The sequence below is a fragment of the Streptomyces sp. NPDC111606 genome, from assembly GCF_055656945.1.
This window is the reverse complement of the sequence record NZ_JBVKBY010000011.1, coordinates 75,251-91,630: the sequence shown is the minus strand read 5'-3', so window position 1 is coordinate 91,630 and position 16,380 is coordinate 75,251. Positions and strand designations below refer to the sequence as shown.

The 16,380-nt window shown below is 71.8% G+C and carries 17 protein-coding genes; 12 read left to right on the top strand and 5 right to left on the bottom strand.

All coding sequences use genetic code 11. From position 1 onward, the window contains the following. Window positions 1-42 precede the first annotated feature (42 nt). From ispG to ACZ7M7_RS33335, 4 genes are all read left to right on the top strand, one after another. Window positions 43-1,200 (top strand): flavodoxin-dependent (E)-4-hydroxy-3-methylbut-2-enyl-diphosphate synthase, encoded by a 1,158-nt coding sequence (gene ispG, locus ACZ7M7_RS33350; RefSeq protein ID WP_383607342.1) that lies wholly within the window; start codon window positions 43-45, stop codon window positions 1,198-1,200. Window positions 1,201-1,498: 298 nt separating this feature from the next. Continuing rightward, window positions 1,499-2,347, top strand: a complete 849-nt coding sequence (locus ACZ7M7_RS33345) for a GNAT family N-acetyltransferase (RefSeq protein ID WP_383607341.1) — start codon at window positions 1,499-1,501, stop codon at window positions 2,345-2,347. Window positions 2,348-2,486: 139 nt separating this feature from the next. Further along, entirely contained in the window at window positions 2,487-3,053 is a 567-nt protein-coding gene (locus ACZ7M7_RS33340) for a GNAT family N-acetyltransferase (RefSeq protein WP_383607340.1), read from the top strand. Between the two features lie 72 nt (window positions 3,054-3,125). Beyond that, window positions 3,126-4,829 (top strand): proline--tRNA ligase, encoded by a 1,704-nt coding sequence (locus ACZ7M7_RS33335; protein ID WP_472123471.1) that lies wholly within the window; start codon window positions 3,126-3,128, stop codon window positions 4,827-4,829. Window positions 4,830-4,921: 92 nt separating this feature from the next. On the opposite strand, the gene ACZ7M7_RS33330 is transcribed toward ACZ7M7_RS33335, so the two are convergent. Both ACZ7M7_RS33330 and ACZ7M7_RS33325 read right to left on the bottom strand, forming a co-directional pair. Further along, window positions 4,922-5,167, bottom strand: a complete 246-nt coding sequence (locus ACZ7M7_RS33330) for a hypothetical protein (protein WP_369273741.1) — start codon at window positions 5,165-5,167, stop codon at window positions 4,922-4,924. Between the two features lie 189 nt (window positions 5,168-5,356). Continuing rightward, on the bottom strand, window positions 5,357-5,779 hold the full coding sequence (locus tag ACZ7M7_RS33325) for a helix-turn-helix domain-containing protein (RefSeq protein ID WP_472123467.1): 423 nt from the start codon (window positions 5,777-5,779) through the stop codon (window positions 5,357-5,359). Window positions 5,780-6,079: 300 nt separating this feature from the next. Between ACZ7M7_RS33325 and ACZ7M7_RS33320 the strand changes: the two genes are divergently transcribed. The 4 genes from ACZ7M7_RS33320 to ACZ7M7_RS33305 are packed head-to-tail and all read left to right on the top strand — an operon-like array spanning window position 6,080 to window position 8,730. Further along, entirely contained in the window at window positions 6,080-6,670 is a 591-nt protein-coding gene (locus ACZ7M7_RS33320) for a sigma-70 family RNA polymerase sigma factor (RefSeq protein WP_472123464.1), read from the top strand. Further along, the gene (locus ACZ7M7_RS33315; RefSeq protein ID WP_472123461.1) at window positions 6,667-7,575 is read left to right on the top strand and encodes a BN159_2729 family protein; all 909 of its coding nucleotides are present in this window, start codon (window positions 6,667-6,669) and stop codon (window positions 7,573-7,575) included. The genes ACZ7M7_RS33320 and ACZ7M7_RS33315 overlap by 4 nt, the downstream gene beginning before the upstream one ends. Continuing rightward, window positions 7,572-8,126, top strand: coding sequence for a WhiB family transcriptional regulator (locus ACZ7M7_RS33310; RefSeq protein WP_472123458.1), 555 nt, complete (start codon window positions 7,572-7,574; stop codon window positions 8,124-8,126). The genes ACZ7M7_RS33315 and ACZ7M7_RS33310 overlap by 4 nt, the downstream gene beginning before the upstream one ends. A gap of 28 nt (window positions 8,127-8,154) precedes the next feature. Further along, entirely contained in the window at window positions 8,155-8,730 is a 576-nt protein-coding gene (locus tag ACZ7M7_RS33305) for a hypothetical protein (RefSeq protein ID WP_472123455.1), read from the top strand. A 154-nt stretch (window positions 8,731-8,884) separates the two neighbouring features. Here the strand turns inward: ACZ7M7_RS33305 and ACZ7M7_RS33300 are convergent, their stop codons facing one another. The 3 genes from ACZ7M7_RS33300 to ACZ7M7_RS33290 are packed head-to-tail and all read right to left on the bottom strand — an operon-like array spanning window position 8,885 to window position 10,827. Next, window positions 8,885-9,784 (bottom strand): aminoglycoside phosphotransferase family protein, encoded by a 900-nt coding sequence (locus ACZ7M7_RS33300; protein ID WP_472123452.1) that lies wholly within the window; start codon window positions 9,782-9,784, stop codon window positions 8,885-8,887. A 27-nt stretch (window positions 9,785-9,811) separates the two neighbouring features. Further along, entirely contained in the window at window positions 9,812-10,279 is a 468-nt protein-coding gene (locus ACZ7M7_RS33295; RefSeq protein ID WP_472123449.1) for a ferritin-like domain-containing protein, read from the bottom strand. Next, entirely contained in the window at window positions 10,276-10,827 is a 552-nt protein-coding gene (locus ACZ7M7_RS33290) for a hypothetical protein (RefSeq protein ID WP_472123446.1), read from the bottom strand. Before ACZ7M7_RS33290 ends, ACZ7M7_RS33295 begins: the two co-directional genes overlap by 4 nt. Before the next feature lie 222 nt (window positions 10,828-11,049). Between ACZ7M7_RS33290 and rimP the strand changes: the two genes are divergently transcribed. The 4 genes from rimP (at window position 11,050) to infB (ending at window position 16,244) form a co-directional block, all read left to right on the top strand. Further along, complete coding sequence (gene rimP, locus ACZ7M7_RS33285) at window positions 11,050-11,556, top strand: ribosome maturation factor RimP (RefSeq protein WP_369273750.1); 507 nt, start codon at window positions 11,050-11,052, stop codon at window positions 11,554-11,556. A gap of 2 nt (window positions 11,557-11,558) precedes the next feature. Beyond that, window positions 11,559-12,545, top strand: coding sequence for a transcription termination factor NusA (gene nusA, locus ACZ7M7_RS33280; RefSeq protein ID WP_328422777.1), 987 nt, complete (start codon window positions 11,559-11,561; stop codon window positions 12,543-12,545). A 102-nt stretch (window positions 12,546-12,647) separates the two neighbouring features. After that, entirely contained in the window at window positions 12,648-12,944 is a 297-nt protein-coding gene (locus ACZ7M7_RS33275; protein ID WP_328878873.1) for a YlxR family protein, read from the top strand. 147 nt (window positions 12,945-13,091) lie between these two features. Continuing rightward, on the top strand, window positions 13,092-16,244 hold the full coding sequence (infB, locus tag ACZ7M7_RS33270) for a translation initiation factor IF-2 (protein WP_383607330.1): 3,153 nt from the start codon (window positions 13,092-13,094) through the stop codon (window positions 16,242-16,244). Window positions 16,245-16,380: the final 136 nt, after the last annotated feature.

Here is a 16,380-nt window from a genome sequence, read left to right as displayed (position 1 = left end):
ACGGGACCGGATCTTGATCCACGACTTGGGGTTGCACAGCAGATGACTGCGATTTCTCTCGGCATGCCGTCCGTTCCGACCAGGCTCGCCGAGCGCCGGCGGAGCCGCCAGATCCAGGTCGGCACCGTGGCGGTCGGCGGAGACGCGCCGGTCTCGGTCCAGTCGATGACGACGACGCGTACGTCCGACATCGGCGCCACTCTCCAGCAGATCGCGGAGCTCACGGCCTCCGGCTGCCAGATCGTGCGCGTGGCCTGTCCGACGCAGGACGACGCGGACGCCCTCGCGACCATCGCCCGCAAGTCCCAGATCCCGGTGATCGCGGACATCCACTTCCAGCCGAAGTACGTCTTCGCGGCGATCGAGGCCGGCTGCGCGGCGGTCCGCGTGAACCCGGGCAACATCAAGCAGTTCGACGACAAGGTCAAGGAGATCGCGCGGGCCGCGAAGGACCACGGCACCCCGATCCGCATCGGCGTCAACGCGGGCTCACTGGACCGCCGTCTGCTCCAGAAGTACGGCAAGGCCACGCCCGAGGCGCTCGCCGAGTCGGCCCTGTGGGAGGCGTCCCTCTTCGAGGAGCACGACTTCCGCGACATCAAGATCTCGGTCAAGCACAACGACCCGGTCGTGATGGTCGAGGCCTACCGTCAGCTGGCCGCCCAGTGCGACTACCCCCTCCACCTCGGTGTGACGGAGGCGGGCCCGGCCTTCCAGGGCACGATCAAGTCGGCCGTCGCCTTCGGCGCCCTGCTCTCCCAGGGCATCGGCGACACCATCCGCGTTTCCCTCTCGGCCCCGCCGGTCGAGGAGGTCAAGGTGGGCATCCAGATCCTGGAGTCCCTGAACCTCAAGCAGCGCGGCCTGGAGATCGTCTCCTGCCCGTCCTGCGGCCGCGCCCAGGTCGACGTCTACAAGCTCGCCGAGGAGGTCACGGCAGGCCTCACGGGCATGGAGGTCCCCCTCCGCGTCGCCGTCATGGGCTGCGTCGTGAACGGCCCCGGCGAGGCCCGCGAGGCCGACCTCGGCGTCGCCTCCGGCAACGGCAAGGGCCAGATCTTCGTCAAGGGCGAGGTCATCAAGACCGTCCCCGAGTCCAAGATCGTCGAGACCCTCATCGAGGAGGCCATGAAGCTGGCCGAACAGATGGAGGCGGACGGCGTGGCGAGCGGCGAGCCGTCGGTGGCGGTGGCGGGCTGAGAGGTTTCTCGCCCCCGCCGCCCCTACCCGTCCCGCCCCTGAGGGCCTGCGGCCCCCAGACCCCCGCTTCGGCCCTGAACGGGCCTCGTCCACAAACGCCGGACGGGCTTTGGGGGCCGCAGGCCCCAGGGGCGCGGGGCACTGCGCGGCCAGCCCTCACCTCACCCGCAGTCGCCATTCTCCCCAGCGCGCCGAGCTCATAGGCGCCCGTCCCAGCGGCGCAGCCAAGCAGCGGCGCGGCAAAGCTTCCGCAGGTACAGTGCGGGGACCAGCAGAACCCCAGCGTGAGGCCCCGTACGTGTTGACCCAGACCACCTCACGGGTGCTCGAACCGAGCGACCTGGACGCCGCGCTCGCCGTCCTCGACCGCGAGCCGGTCGCGAACGCCTTCGTCACATCCCGCGTCCAGATCGCCGGCCTCGACCCGTGGCGCCTCGGCGGCGAAATGTGGGGCTGGTACGAGGGCGGCATGCTCACCTCCCTGTGCTACGCGGGCGCCAACCTCGTCCCGATCTGCGCGGGTCCACGAGCGGTAAGGGCGTTCGCCGACCGGGCCCGGCGGGCAGGCCGCCGCTGCTCCTCCATCGTCGGCCCCGCCGACTCCACCGCCCAGCTGTGGCGCCTGCTGGAACCCAACTGGGGCCCGGCCCGTGACGTCCGCGCCCACCAGCCCCTGATGGTCACCGACCGCCTGCCGACCGACATCACCCCGGATCCGTACGTCCGCCGCATCCGCAAGGACGAGATGGAGACGATCATGCCGGCGTGCGTGGCGATGTTCACCGAGGAGGTCGGTGTCTCCCCGCTGGCCGGCGACGGCGGCCTCCTCTACCAGGCCCGGGTCGCCGAACTCGTCGGCTCCGGCCGTTCCTTCGCCCGCCTCGACCACAACGGCAAGGTCGTCTTCAAGGCCGAGATCGGCGCCGCGACGAACAGGGCCTGCCAGATCCAGGGCGTCTGGGTGGCCCCCGAGTACCGGGGCCAGGGCCTGGCGGCCCCCGGCATGGCCGCGGTGCTGCGCTACGCCCTGGCGGACGTCGCCCCGGTCGTGAGCCTCTACGTGAACGACTTCAACACGGCGGCGAGACGGACGTACCACAGGGTGGGCTTCCAGGAGACCGGCGCGTTCATGAGCGTCCTGTTCTGACGACGTTCCCCGGCGAGGGACGGCGCGGCAACGCCCCCAGGGGCGCGGGCCCATCGATGTGCGGCTCCGCCGCGGGGGCGCGAGCAACCACGGATGCCGCACCCGGAATTCAGCACGAACCCCCCTGTAGGCTCCCCGCATGCGCCTTCCCGGTCACGCACACCGCCGCCAACCAGACGACATCGTGATCGGCCCGCTGGACCTCGCCACCCACGTCGACGAAGCCCTCGCAGTCCAAGCCGTGGCGTTCGGCCTCGGCCCCGACGAGGTGGCCGTACGCCGCCAGATCGTCCTGCGCCACATGACCTACCCGGGCGCAAGGGCCCTCGGCGCCACCAGCGGCGGGCGCCTCATCGGATTCGTCTACGGCATGCCGAACGACCGCACCCACTGGTGGTCCACCGTCGTGGAGCCCTACCTCCGGGCCCAGGGCTACGACGACTGGCTCGACCACTCCTTCGTCATCACGGAACTCCACGTCCACCCGGGCTACCAGAACCGCGGTGTCGGCCGTTCCCTGATCACCAGGATCACGGACGGCACTGTCGAACCCCGCTCGATCCTCTCGGCGATCGACGTGGAGAGCCCGGCCCGCGGCCTCTACCGCTCCCTCGGCTATCAGGACCTCGCCCGCCAGGTCCTCTTCCCGAGCGCCCCGAAGCCGTACGCCGTCATGGGCGCCCCGCTCCCGCTCCGCCGCCGCTAACCGATTTCCACCGCCCCGTCCCGCCCGGCTAACCTCCTGCCATAACCCTTACCCAGCAGGAGTACGGAAACCATGGCGAACGCACCGGTCCAGCGCATGTCCCAGTTGATGGCGAAGACGCTGCGCGACGACCCGGCGGACGCCGAGGTCCTCAGTCACAAGCTGCTCGTCCGCGCCGGCTACGTCCGCCGCACCGCGGCCGGCATCTGGTCGTGGCTGCCCCTCGGCAAGCGGGTCCTCGCCAACGTGGAACGCATCGTCCGCGAGGAGATGGACGCCATCGGCGCCCAGGAAGTGCTGCTCCCCGCGCTGCTGCCGCGTGAGCCGTACGACGCGACGGGCCGCTGGGACGAGTACGGCCAGGAGCTGTTCCGGCTGAAGGACCGCAAGGGCGGCGACTACCTGCTCGGTCCGACCCACGAGGAGATCTTCACCCTGCTGGTGAAGGACCAGGCGTCCTCCTACAAGGACCTGCCGGTCATCCTCTACCAGATCCAGCACAAGTACCGCGACGAGGCCCGTCCGCGGGCCGGCATCCTGCGCGGCCGTGAGTTCCTGATGAAGGACTCGTACTCCTTCGACACCGACGACGAGGGCCTCGGCCAGTCCTACGCCCTGCACCGCCAGGCCTACCAGCGCGTCTTCGAGCGTCTCGGCCTCGACTACCGCATCTGCGCCGCCACCGCGGGTGCCATGGGCGGCTCGAAGTCCGAGGAGTTCCTCGCCCCGGCCGAGGCCGGCGAGGACACCTTCGCCGACTGTCCGAACTGCGACTTTGCGGCGAACACCGAGGCGATCACGTACGAGCTGAAGTCCGTGGACGCGAGCGACGTGCCCGCCCTCGAAGAGATCCCGACCCCCGACACCCCCACCATCGAGACCCTCGCCGCCCACCTCGGCGTCCCGGCCTCGGCCACGCTCAAGAACCTCCTCGTCAAGGTCGACGGCGAGATCGTCGCGGTCGGTGTCCCCGGTCACCGCGAGGTCGACATGGACAAGGTCGAGGCGCACTTCGCCCCGGCCGTCGTCGAGATGGTCACCGAGGCGGACTTCGCGGGGCGCCCGGACCTGGTCCGCGGCTACGTCGGCCCGCAGGGTCTGGGCGAGAAGGTCAAGTACCTCGCCGACCCGCGCGTGGCCCCCGGCACCTCCTGGATCACCGGCGCCAACAAGGAGGGCATGCACGCGAAGAACGTCGTCGCGGGCCGTGACTTCGAGGTCGACGCGTACGTCGACGTCGTGGTCGTCCAGGAGGGCGACCCCTGCCCGAAGTGCGGCACCGGCCTCAAGCTGGACCGCGCCATCGAGATCGGCCACATCTTCCAGCTGGGCCGCAAGTACGCCGACGCCCTCAAGCTCGACGTCCTCGGCCAGAACGGCAAGCCGGTCCGCGTGACCATGGGCTCCTACGGCATCGGCGTCTCCCGCGCCGTCGCCGCCCTCGCCGAGCAGACCGCCGACGACAAGGGCCTGTGCTGGCCCGCCGAGGTCGCCCCGGCCGACGTGCACGTGGTCGCCGCCGGCAAGGCCCTGCAGACCGAACTCGCCCTCGACGTCTCCGAGAAGCTGTCCGCGGCCGGCCTGCGCGTCCTGTGCGACGACCGTGCGGGTGTCTCGCCGGGCGTCAAGTTCACGGACTCGGAACTGATCGGCGTACCGCAGATCCTGGTCGCCGGGCGGCGCGCCGCCGAGGGCGTCGTCGAGCTCAAGGACCGCCGGACCGGTGAGCGCGAGGAGCTGACGGTGGACGAGGCGATCGCGCGCCTGACGGCGTAACGCGACCCCGCGGAACCCCCGACCGTCCTTCGCCGTGCGACACAGCGTCACACGGCGGGGGGCGGTCCGGCTTGTCAGGTCGCGAACCCGGTTCAACCGGCCTCGGCTGTGAGCACGCGGGGGAGGAGTTCATGCGGAAGATCGACGTGCATGCCGCAGAAGCAGCGCAGGGGCCCGACGCGTGAGCCGGGGGCGCCCAGGTCGATCAGGAGGATGTCCGCGACTTCCCGGAGCACGTCTCGCGCCGGGGCACCTCTGGCGACGCGGATGCTGACCTCGTCCGGGTCCCAGACTGCGATGCTCGCCAGACCGTCCGTCACGGAAATGTGGACGCACACAACTGTCTCCCCAGGGATGCACTACGGCACGGAGTGATCCGCTCCGGGAGGTCAGCGGCTGTTTGATGGTACCGACGGCGGTCGGGTGCGTGCGGAGTTTCGTCATATTCTCCCGTCGCACCGGAAGCGCCCGCCCCACCCGGCACACGCCCGCGGGGCGACCCGGTGGCCGAAAACGTTCCTCTGACCTCAGCCGATGCGGCTGACCTGAAGCATCGCCTCGGCGTCCTTCAGCAGCGCGCGTTGACGTGCCTCCGGCAATTGCCGGTAGAGCTTGAGGAGTCGGGCCTCACGCTCGTCCCCGCTGGGTCCCGGCACGGGGCGGCCGACCGCCTCGAAGAACTCCCTCGGTGTCGTCCGTACGCCCCAGCGCCGGAACACCTCGACCATGGCCCGCAGCTTCTCCGGATCGATGCGTGAGGTGCCGCGGGTGCGGTTCATCCAGGCGTTCAGCGTCGGGTAGGAGATGCCTGCCTCGGCAGCCAGGTCCTTCTGTGTTCTGTCGGGCACCTGGGCCAGGAGACGTTCGAGCAGAGCCGCCAGGTCGTCGTCCTGGCGAGGGGGATCCTGGCCGGGATCCGGGTCTCCTTGGCTGCTCTGCTGGATCGTCACGCATCGAGGATCCGGCATCAATATCTACAAGCGCAAGTAGATCGCAGATCGCTCCTGACGGCGTCGGGAGCGCACGGGAGCATTGTGTGGGCGACCGCGCAACCGTACGCCCCCGGCCGCCGTCGGCCCCGCCTTTCTTCACGCTCCGTAGGTATCTTGACACTATCTGCATCTACATGAAGACTGTAGATGCCTCTGATGTGGATCGCGACTCCTGGCGCGGATCGTCGCCGCGCGCGAGAATCTACATCTACATGAATATTGAAGATTCGAGAGAACGACTCGACGGGAGAACCGATCGTGTCCCTACCGGACAACGCCATCACCGCTCCGGGCGACCCGGAACCCGACCTCGTCGCCCGGGCCCGCACGGGCGACCGGGAGGCGTTCGCGGCTCTGTACCACCAGCACTACCGGGTGGTGTACAGGTTCCTGCTGGTCCGCACGCACAACAGGCATCTGGCCGAGGACCTGACCCAGGAGGTGTTCACCCGCGCCCTGCGGCGCATCGACGCCTTCACCTGGCAGGGCACGGCCTTCGCCGCCTGGCTGACCACCATCGCGAAGAACCTCTACCTCGACGAACTGGGCCGTGGCCGCACCCGGTTGGAGACCCCGGTCGCCGAGTTCGACGACCCCGGGGGGACCGGCCGGGACGCGGAGGCGCTCGCCCTGCGCGCGCTGGAGGCCGTCGAGGCCCACGAGGCGGTCCGTGCCGCCCTGCACACCCTCAACGCCCAGCAGCGGCACTGCGTGCAGCTTCGTTTCCTCCACGAACTGACGCCGCAGGAGACGGCGTTGGCGATGGGCCGGAGCGTCGGTGCGGTCAAGACGCTGACCTACCGTGCCCTGCGCAAGCTGCGCCGGCCGGTCGGGGCGGTGTCCGTGTGAACAGCAACTTCCCGCACGCCGTGGGCGTGATCCGCGCGGCACTGGAGTCCACCGGGGCCGACCGGGCGACCGCGGTCGCGCACGCGCTCGACACCGCCCGTCTCCTCGTCGACCCGGGGCGCTCCTTCGGCGTCGTACTGCATCGGACGTCGGACGGCGGCTGGTCGCCGGCGCCCCACCCACTCACTGAGCTGGAGCGCAAGGCCCTGGCCTGGGACGCCTCCTGCGCACGGGCACATTCCGTCGCGCACGCCATCGAAGGCCGGCTGGCCGGGCACGCAGGCCCCTCCGCCGTCCACGTGGACGGCGACCGGGTGCGTGTCGTGCTCCGCGTCGACGGCCCCCTCCCATGGGCCCGCTGGCGCGCTTACCTGGGCATTACGGCCGTCGCAGCGGGCGCCCGCCCGCACACGGTGGTCGGCGAGGGGGAGCGGGGCGGCGTCCGGGTGACTGTGGTGGCCCACGGCGCCACCTCGGTAGCACCGTCCGCGGCTCCCGCGTCCGCCGCAGGCCCGTCCTCGGTGGCGTCCCCTGCTGCGGCAGCCCTATCGGCGGCGTCGCCGTCCGAGGCACCCCCGCCGGCGGCCCCCGCCTCCTCCGCGCCCGGACCGCGCACGCGTCTCTTCCGGTTCGGCGGCCTCACCTACGACCTGGCGTTTCCGCAGCGCGACGCGCAGGGTGACGTCTGGTACTTCCAGGGCTGCCGGAGCCATGACGGGATGCCCCTGATGTCCCTGGACGGCCGGCCCGAGCGATGCTCCCTCGCCAACGTGGCGTTTCATCTGGGGCCGTTGTCACCGGTCCGGTCCGGCTCACGGGACGCAGGCCGGGCGTCACCCCCGCCGGCTCCCTCGCCGGCAGTGCCGTCCGGATCGGTGTGCGGCCCGATCGGGCCGGTCGTATGACGCGCCGTGGGGCGGGTCCGTGGATCCGCGGCGAGGCGGGGGAGGACGGCGGCTCGCGGGTCTGGGAGGCGAGGGCGGCATGCGGGGAGCGGGACGCGGACCTGTGGTTCTCGCGCAGTTCCTGGCCGACGGCCGTCGCGATCTGCACGGCCTGTCCCGTGCTCGACCCGTGCCGGTCCGCCGTGCTGCAACGGGAGAGGGGCCTTCCCCGCTGCCGTCGCCAGGGCGTCGTGGCCGGGCTGACCGGCCCTCAACGCCATGACCTGGAGCGCACCGCGAACCTGCAGCTCCGTCAGGCACCGCCGCCCGGCGAGCCGGCCGATCGCGCCGCACTTCTCGCCCCGGACGGGCCCCCGCGCACCCGGCGCGCCCCCTGCGGCACCCGCGCCGCCTACCAACGGCACCTGCGCAGGGGCGAACCCGTCGACGAGGCGTGCCGCGCCGCCAACGCCCGGGAGGCCGGCCGCTATCGCCGTACCGGCTCCACCCGCGACCAGCGCGAGAACGCCCGCGTCCGACACCGAGCCGGGTCGTCCGGCGACCCGAGCTGACACTTCCTCACCGCAACCGGAGTACTTCATGTCCTCGTCCCCGCCGGATCCCCTGCCCGACGAGCCCGGTACCGGCCACACCCGCGGCCCGGGACCCCTCGGCCGCACGGCTGCCGCCCTGCTCCGAGTCCTGCGGTGCCACGGCACGCCCCTCATGCGCAGGACCGGACCGCGCCACCGCCTCGAGCGCGACCTGGACGACTGCCGGCAGGAACGCGAGCGCTGGCAGCGGCACGCCGGCTCCTACGAGCGGGAGTTGGCCGGTGCCCGGCGCGAATGCGCCCATCTCCTGGCCTGGCTGGCGGCGCTGCACCCGGCGACCGCCGTCCTCACGCCCGACGTCGGCTGCGGACCGGACGGCGCCCACCTGCTGCGTATCGAGGCCGGGGGGCGGCAGTTGTCATGGCGGCTGTCACCGGCCGACCTGCCGCTGTTCGCACATGTCCCGTACGCGCATCCGGCCACCGGTGACGGTCCCGCGCCCCCGGACCCGACCGCCCACATCCGCCGGCACACCCGGCTGCTGGCGATGGAGGGGATCCTGTCGGGCGCCACGGCCGAGACATGGGCGGAGGTGATGCCTCTGCGGCCCGGCGAGCACTGAAGGCGCCCGGACGGCCGTCCCGGTGCCCCCGCGAAGACTCCGGTCGGCAGGCTCGGGAGGCAAGTCGATCGGATCCACCACGCCCCTCTGCTCCGACCATGGCAGGGGGGCGTGGCCCCGCCCATGGCACCCGGCGCCGCCGGGTACGGGGCCGCTACAGCCAGCCCGCGAACTCCAGCAACAACTCCGCGTCCTGGGCCCGCCCGACCCGCCGCGCGCGCACGCCCGACTCCACGGCCCGGAACAACGTCCAGCCCCGCAACCGCTCCTGATCCACGTCCAGCGACTCCGCAAGCCGCTTGACCCGTCGCCGAGTCGTCGCCGCCCCCGACGGCGAGGCGATCAGATCCTCCACCCGGTCCCGCACCAACCGCGCCAGATCGAAAGCGCACTCACCGACCACCGGATCCGGCCCCACCGCCAGCCACGGCATCCGTTCCCCGGCCAGCACCTTGCTCTGCCGGAACGTCCCGTGCAGCAACCGCCGCTCGGGCGGCGCGGCCAGCAACTCCTCGCGCGCGGCGAGCGCGGCGTCGACCAGGGGGGTCACCTCGGGATCCGCCGCCGCGGTCGCCCGCATCGCGTCGGCCTGCCGGCCGGTCCGTTCGGCGACGGTCTCGAAGGGGTGGTCGCCGGGCGGCTCGACCCACAGCCGCCGCAGTGTCCCCGCCGCCTCCAGCAGCGCCTTCGCCTCGGGCAACGACCGCACCGACACATCCGGATGCAGCCGCTCCAGCAACAGCACACCCTCGACAAGGGGCCCGTCGAGCAGCTGTACGGCCCCCACCCCGCCCCAGTGCGCCAGCGCCGCCCGCTCGCTCTGCGGACGGGCCCGCGGCGGGGCCAGCTTCAGCACAGCCGGGGTCCCGTCGGCGCGCCGCACGAGCACCACCAGGCTGCTGCGCCCACCCGGCATCTGCACCCGCTCAACGGTCAACTCGCGTAGCGCGACGGCCTGGTGGGCCGCCTCCGGCAGCTTCACCAACCAGTCGTCACCGTCCGGTGCCGTCTCACCGAGCGCCTTGACCAGACGCGGCGGCGGTTCGAAAGCCATGCGCGAGTAGTTCCCTTCAGATGCGGGTCATGCCGAGGGCATCGGCGAGGCGGACGTCGTGGCCGCCCGCTCGGCGAGCCCAGGGAAGGCTACGCTCTCGCCCCGCCAGCGCACCGCCCGCACCGCCGCCTCCCGCAGCGCCTCGGCCGCCGTACCCCGCAGCTCACCCTCGGCCGCCCGCACCAGGTCGGAGTACACCCCGGCCAGCCGGTCCTCCAGCCCGGCGGCGAAGCGCACGGCCGCGGGCGAGTCCGACACGGGGAACGGCAGCGCGTACGCGGGGCTCGCGGCGGCCGGCTCGGCACCGAGGTCACGCACCTCGCGCGCCAGCGCGTCCCGCCGCGCCCGGTGCGCGTCGTAGGCCGCGCGTGCCTGCGAGCGCCGGTCCTGGCTGATCCGGCCGCCGACGACGCCGTACCCGTACACCGCCGCGTGCTCGGCGGCGAGGGCCGCCTGCAGGGCCTTCAGCCGCTCCTTCTTGCCGGACTCGCTCACTTGGCCCCCTCGTTCAGCAGATACGCGTGTGCCGCCCCCGCCGCGGCCACCGACGCCAGCAGCCGCGCCAGTTCGCCCGGTACGTCCAGCAACGCCTTGGCCCGCCGGTCCGCGAGCGCCCGCTCCGTGGCGGCGAGCTCGGCGAGGGCCGCCCTCTCGTCGACGGGGACGGCGGCCGGCGGCGCCCCGGAAGGCGACGGCGAACCGGAAGATGCCGGCGACCCGGAGGGCGACGCGCTGTCCGACGCTTTCCGGCCACCCCCGAACGCCTCCGCATGCCGTACGGCCGCCGCCCGCAGCGGCCCCAGCAGTTCCGCCAGCACAGGATGGGCGGCGAGCACCGCGTCGTAGCGCTCGACCAGCCCCTCGCTGTCCCCGGCCGCACGCGCGCGTGCCCGCTCGGCGACCGACGGGCTGCCACTGGTGCCGCCGTCCGAGTCCTCGGAGCCGGAGGAGCAGCCCACCAGCAGTGCGGCACCGGCGGCCGAGGCGAGCAGGGTTCTTCTGCGCGGTCCCCTCAGGGACCGCGGCGGCGGGGGGTACGGCACGGCAGACGTCCTCGGGGAACTCGTACGGAAGGCGGCTGTGAAAGCGGTTACAAAGGCCAACGGGCCGCAGGCCCGTGATCACCGTACCCGCGCAAGCGGACGGCACCACTCATCGGCACCGCCCGTGCGCAGGTGGACGGCAACAGTCCTCGCGACCCGATACCCTTTGACCAGACACGCGACCCATCCCACAACAGCACACGCGGCCGAGGAGTCACCCGGATGAGCACCACCCAGAGCGAGAGGCTGCGAGAACTACTGGAACCGCTCGTCAGCTCTCAGGGCCTGGACCTCGAAGAGATCGCAGTGGACTCCGTCGGACGCAAGCGTGTGCTGCGCGTCGTCGTGGACTCGGACACCGGTGCCGACCTGGACCGGATCGCCGATGTGAGCCGTGCGCTCTCGGCGAAGCTCGACGAGACGGACGCGATGGGCGAGGGGGAGTACACCCTCGAGGTCGGAACCCCCGGCGCGGAGCGCCCCCTCACGGAGCACCGGCACTACGTGCGCGCCGTCGACCGGCTGGTGAAGTTCCAACTGGCCGAGGGCGGCGAGCTGGTGGCCCGGATCCTGAAGGTCGACGACGAGGGCCTCGACCTCGAAGTGCCGGGAGTGAAGGGCCGCAAGGCCACCTCCCGCAGACTCGGCTTCGCGGACATCGACAAGGCGCGCGTGCAGGTCGAGTTCAATCGCAAGGACAGCAAGGACGAGAAGGAAGAGGAGGCGTAGCCGTGGACATCGACATGAGCGCCCTGCGGGGCTTGGTACGGGAGAAGGAGATCTCCTTCGACCTGCTGGTCGAGGCGATCGAGTCGGCCCTCCTCATCGCCTACCACCGCACCGAGGGAAGCCGCCGCCATGCGCGCGTGGAGCTGAACCGGGAGACCGGCCACGTGACCGTGTGGGCGAAGGAGGACCCCGAGGACCTCGAGGAGGGCCAGGAGGCCCGCGAGTTCGACGACACCCCGTCCGGCTTCGGCCGTATCGCCGCCACCACCGCCAAGCAGGTCATCCTGCAGCGGCTGCGCGACGCCGAGGACGACGCGACGCTCGGCGAGTACGCCGGCCGCGAGGGCGACATCGTCACCGGCGTGGTCCAGCAGGGCCGCGACCCGAAGAACGTCCTCGTGGACATCGGCAAGCTGGAGGCCATCCTGCCGGTGCAGGAGCAGGTCCCCGGTGAGACGTATCCGCACGGCATGCGCATCCGGTCGTACGTCGTACGAGTGGCGAAGGGCGTCCGCGGCCCGTCCGTGACCCTCTCGCGCACGCACCCGAACCTGGTGAAGAAGCTCTTCGCCCTGGAGGTGCCGGAGATCGCCGACGGATCCGTCGAGATCGCCGCCATCGCCCGTGAGGCCGGTCACCGCACGAAGATCGCCGTCCGGTCCACCCGCAGCGGTCTGAACGCCAAGGGCGCCTGCATCGGCCCCATGGGCGGCCGGGTGCGCAATGTCATGGGTGAGCTGAACGGCGAGAAGATCGACATCGTCGACTGGTCGGACGACCCGGCCGAGATGGTGGCGAACGCGCTGTCCCCGGCCCGGGTCTCCAAGGTGGAGGTCGTGGACATGGCAGCCCGCTCCGCGCGCGTGACGGTGCCCGACTACCAGCTGTCACTGGCGATCGGCAAGGAAGGGCAGAATGCCCGTCTCGCGGCCCGGCTGACCGGCTGGCGGATCGACATCCGGCCCGACACCGAGCAGGCCGGGGAATAGATCCAGGCCGCAGGTCGCTCAGATCACGTCACGTTATCGCGCGGCAACTGTTCGAATCCTGCCCCAAAGGGGTGAGGTCGCTACGGGGAGGTAGACTTAGCTGTGTCTGGCCGGACACGCGTCCGCGCATGCCCTGAACGCACCTGTGTGGGGTGCCGGGAGCGAGCGGCCAAGGCTGATCTGCTGCGGATCGTGGCGATCAAGGGCGAGTGTGCCCCTGATCCTCGCGGTACGCTGCCCGGCCGGGGTGCGTATGTACACCCCGCTCTGGTCTGTCTCGACCAGGCGGTGCGCCGCCGGGCGTTCACGCGGGCGTTGCGCGCCCCGGGAGCGCTCGACACAAAGGCGTTGCGCCAGTACGTCGAGCAGACAACAGTTGCTGAGCAGGCAACACCGTAAGAAGCGTCGCGCGGAACCCCCGCGCGGCCCTGGTACCCCGCGAGTTGGAAGTAGGTCGAGATTGCGATGAGCACTCGATGAGCACGCGATGAGTACGCCCATGAAGTAGCGACGGTCCGGACGCAACCCGGACCTAAAAGGAGCGAAGTGGCTAAGGTCCGGGTATACGAACTCGCCAAGGAGTTCGGGGTTGAGAGCAAGGTCGTCATGGCCAAGCTCCAAGAACTCGGTGAATTCGTCCGTTCGGCGTCTTCGACCATCGAAGCGCCCGTCGTCCGTAAGTTGACGGACGCCCTCCAGCAGGGCAACGGAGGCGGCAAGTCCGCCCCCGCCCGCAAGGCTGCCCCGGCGAAGCCGGCAGCCCCCTCTCCCGCGCAGGCCGCCCGTCCGGCTGCCCCGCGCCCTCCGGCCCCCAAGCCGGCCGCTGCCGAGAAGCCCGCGGCTCCTGCCGCGCCGGCCGCTCCCGGCCCCCGTCCCACCCCGGGCCCGAAGCCCGCGCCGCGGCCCGCCCCGGCGTCCCCGGCTCCGACCACGCCCGAGTTCACGGCGCCTCCGGCGGCTCCCGCCGCCCCTGCCGCCCCCGCGGCCTCTCAGGGCCAGGGTGGTCAGGGCCAGGCCCAGGGCTCCGGCCCGCGTCCGGGCGCCCCGCGTCCGGCCGGCCAGGCGCCGCGTCCCGGCGCTCCGCGTCCGGGTGGCCCCGGCCAGGGTGGCCAGGGCCGTGGTGACCGCGGCGACCGTCCCGGCGCTCAGCGTCCGGGTGGCGGCGCCCAGCGTCCCGGCGGTCGTCCGGCCGGTCCCCGTCCGGGCAACAACCCGTTCACCTCTGGTGGCTCCACCGGCATGGCGCGCCCGCAGGCGCCCCGTCCGGGCGGCGCCCCGCGTCCCGGCGGCCCCGGCGGTGCCCCCGGCGGTGCCCCGCGTCCGCAGGGCCAGGGCCAGGGCGGTCCCCGTCCCCAGGCTCCGGGTGGCGCCCGTCCCTCGCCGGGCGGCATGCCCCGTCCGCAGGGCGGCGGTCCGCGTCCCGGCGGCTCCGGCGGTCCCCGTCCCGGCGGCGGCGGCCCCGGCGGCCCGCGTCCGAACCCCGGCATGATGCCGCAGCGTCCTGCTGCCGGCCCGCGTCCCGGCGGCGGTGGCCCCGGTGGCCGTGGTCCCGGTGGCGGCGGTCGTCCCGGTGGCGGCGGCGGTCGCCCGGGTGGCGGCGGCGGCTTCGCCGGTCGTCCCGGTGGCGGCGGTGGCGGCGGCTTCGCCGGTCGTCCCGGCGGTCCCGGTGGCGGCGGTGGCGGTTTCGCCGGTCGTCCCGGTGGTCCCGGCGGTGGCGGCGGTGGCCGTCCCGGCTTCGGTGGCCGTCCCGGCGGTCCCGGTGGCCGTGGTGGTACGCAGGGTGCCTTCGGTCGTCCCGGCGGTCCCGCGCGTCGTGGCCGTAAGTCGAAGCGGCAGAGGCGCCAGGAGTACGAGGCCATGCAGGCCCCGTCGGTCGGCGGCGTGATGCTGCCTCGCGGCAACGGACAGTCCGTCCGCCTGTCGCGCGGTGCGTCCCTCACCGACTTCGCGGAGAAGATCAACGCCAACCCGGCGTCGCTCGTCGCCGTGATGATGAACCTCGGCGAGATGGTCACTGCCACGCAGTCCGTCTCCGACGAGACCCTCCAGCTGCTCGCCGGCGAGATGAACTACGTCATCGAGATCGTCAGCCCGGAGGAGGAGGACCGCGAGCTGCTCGAGTCCTTCGACATCGAGTTCGGCGAGGACGAGGGCGGCGAGGAATTCCTCATGCCGCGTCCGCCGGTCGTGACCGTCATGGGTCACGTCGACCACGGTAAGACCCGACTGCTGGACACCATCCGCAAGACGAACGTCGTCGCGGGCGAGGCCGGCGGTATCACGCAGCACATCGGTGCGTACCAGGTCGCCACCCAGGTCAACGACGAAGAGCGCAGGATCACCTTCATCGACACCCCGGGTCACGAGGCGTTCACCGCCATGCGTGCCCGTGGTGCGAAGTCGACCGACATCGCGATCCTGGTCGTCGCGGCCAACGACGGCGTCATGCCGCAGACGGTCGAGGCGCTCAACCACGCCAAGGCGGCCGACGTCCCGATCGTCGTCGCGGTCAACAAGATCGACGTCGAGGGCGCGGACCCGACCAAGGTGCGCGGTCAGCTGACCGAGTACGGCCTGGTGGCCGAGGAGTACGGCGGCGACACGATGTTCGTCGACATCTCCGCCAAGCAGGGCCTCAACATCGAGAGCCTGCTGGAGGCCGTGGTCCTCACCGCGGACGCCTCGCTCGACCTGCGGGCCAACCCGGAGCAGGACGCGCAGGGTATTGCGATCGAGTCCCACCTCGACCGCGGCCGTGGTGCCGTCTCGACGGTCCTGGTCCAGCGCGGCACGCTCCGCATCGGCGACACGATGGTTGTCGGCGACGCGTACGGCCGTGTCCGGGCGATGCTCGACGACAACGGCAACAACGTCGAGGAAGCGGGTCCGTCGACCCCCGTCCTGGTCCTGGGTCTCACCAACGTCCCGGGTGCCGGCGACAACTTCCTGGTCGTCGACGAGGACCGCACGGCGCGTCAGATCGCCGAGAAGCGCGCGGCGCGTGAGCGCAACGCCAACTTCGCCCGCCGGGGTGTCCGGTTCTCCCTGGAGAACCTGGACGAGGCCCTCAAGGCCGGTCTGGTGCAGGAACTCAACCTCATCATCAAGGGCGACGCGTCCGGTTCGGTGGAGGCTCTCGAGTCCTCGCTGCTCCAGCTCGACGTCGGCGAAGAGGTCGACATCCGTGTCCTGCACCGCGGTGTGGGTGCGGTCACCGAGTCCGACATCGACCTGGCGACCGGCTCCGACGCCATCGTCATCGGCTTCAACGTCCGCGCTGCGGGCCGCGCGGCGCAGATGGCGGAGCGCGAGGGCGTCGACGTCCGGTACTACTCGGTGATCTACCAGGCCATCGAGGAGATCGAGGCGGCCCTCAAGGGCATGCTCAAGCCGGAGTACGAGGAGGTCGAGCTCGGCACGGCGGAGATCCGCGAGGTCTTCAAGTCGTCCAAGCTGGGCAACATCGCCGGTGTCCTGGTCCGCTCGGGCGAGGTCAAGCGCAACACCAAGGCGCGCCTCGTCCGCGACGGCAAGGTCATCGCGGAGAGCCTCAACATCTCCGGTCTGCGTCGCTTCAAGGACGACGTCACCGAGATCCGCGAAGGGTTCGAGGGCGGTATCAACCTCGGCAACTTCAACGACATCAAGGTCGACGACGTCATCGCGACGTACGAGATGCGCGAGAAGCCGCGGGCGTAACAGCCGACGGTTTGTGCTGGCCGGCGGGACTTCGGTTCCGTCGGCCAGCGCGCCGTTTGCCGACCGGCACCGAAGGCGGACGGCGAGGGTCTACGGAGCGTAATATCCGTCGATCGTCGCGGCCCCTTCGTTGTAC